We start from the raw sequence: 986 nt of genomic DNA, 5'->3' as shown, positions 1-986 counted from the left end.
GATATAATAAAGATGTTAACAAAGAAAAAATGTTATCCAAGCAAGAATAATGCAAAGTTTATTGTCATTCATGAAACAGATAACGAGGACAAGGGAGCAGATGCCAAAAGACATGCACAAGCACTTAATAATGGTAACTTAGAAGCAAGCGTGCATTACTATGTTGATGATAAGGTCATATATCAAACACTAGACCACAAGGATGGTGCTTGGGCAGTTGGCAAAAGTTATGGAACTGCATTGGTTGCAGGAGTTACAAACTATAATAGTATTAATATAGAAATATGTGTAAATCGTGATGGCAACTATACAAAAGCAAGAGAAAATGCAATAGACTTAACTAGAAAACTAATGAAAGATTTAAATATTAGTGCAGATAAAGTAATAAGACATTATGATGCTAAGAGAAAATATTGTCCTCGTAAGATGCTTGATAGCCCAAAATTATGGGTAGATTTAAAGATAAAGTAAAAAATGGTGGGGGAGTGAATAAGATGATAAAATACACAATAGTCTATGATGGAGAAGTTGACAAAGTACTAGCGCAGATAATTAGTTGGAATTACAAAGAAAATGAATGTAGAGTATGTGATATAAAAGATTATGTACCAGGTCAGACGCAAAATCTTTATATTGTTGGTGGTGGAGCATGTAATAAGATAAGTTCTGTTACTAAAGAAAAATATACAATGATAAAAGGTAATGATAGATTTGATACTCTTTATAAAGCATTAGATTTTATAAATAAATAAAATGATAAGAGGTAGATAACATGTTAATACAAGAGAAAAGTTTTTATCCAAACAATATTTACCCCAAAATAGATTTTCTCAAAATAAAAAGGCAGTTAAAATCAATATACAATAATAGTTTATCAGATTGTGGAAGCATATGTATAATAGAAAGAAAAGACTATTCTATAAGCATAAATAGCATAGGTGAGATAAATATATATTATGATTCAAGATATGAAAATAAGATACAGA

The 986-nt window shown here is 29.2% G+C and carries 2 protein-coding genes and 1 pseudogene; all 3 read left to right on the top strand.

Annotation, left to right across the window (positions count from 1 at the left end; translation table 11 throughout):
* Positions 1-471 (top strand): peptidoglycan recognition family protein (locus tag KGF50_RS21620; protein ID WP_227849965.1); only part of this gene is annotated, 471 nt, incomplete at its 5' end.
* Positions 472-473: 2 nt separating this feature from the next.
* Positions 474-752 (top strand): annotated as a pseudogene (locus tag KGF50_RS21615) (N-acetylmuramoyl-L-alanine amidase); the annotation flags it as partial.
* Between the two features lie 20 nt (positions 753-772).
* Positions 773-986 (top strand): hypothetical protein (locus tag KGF50_RS21610; RefSeq protein ID WP_227849964.1); only part of this gene is annotated, 214 nt, incomplete at its 3' end.

It is taken from the genome of Clostridioides sp. ZZV15-6598, assembly GCF_020657705.1.
GTDB classification, from domain to species: Bacteria; Bacillota; Clostridia; order Peptostreptococcales; family Peptostreptococcaceae; genus Clostridioides; species Clostridioides difficile_F.
This window is presented reverse-complemented; position numbering and strand designations above follow the sequence as displayed.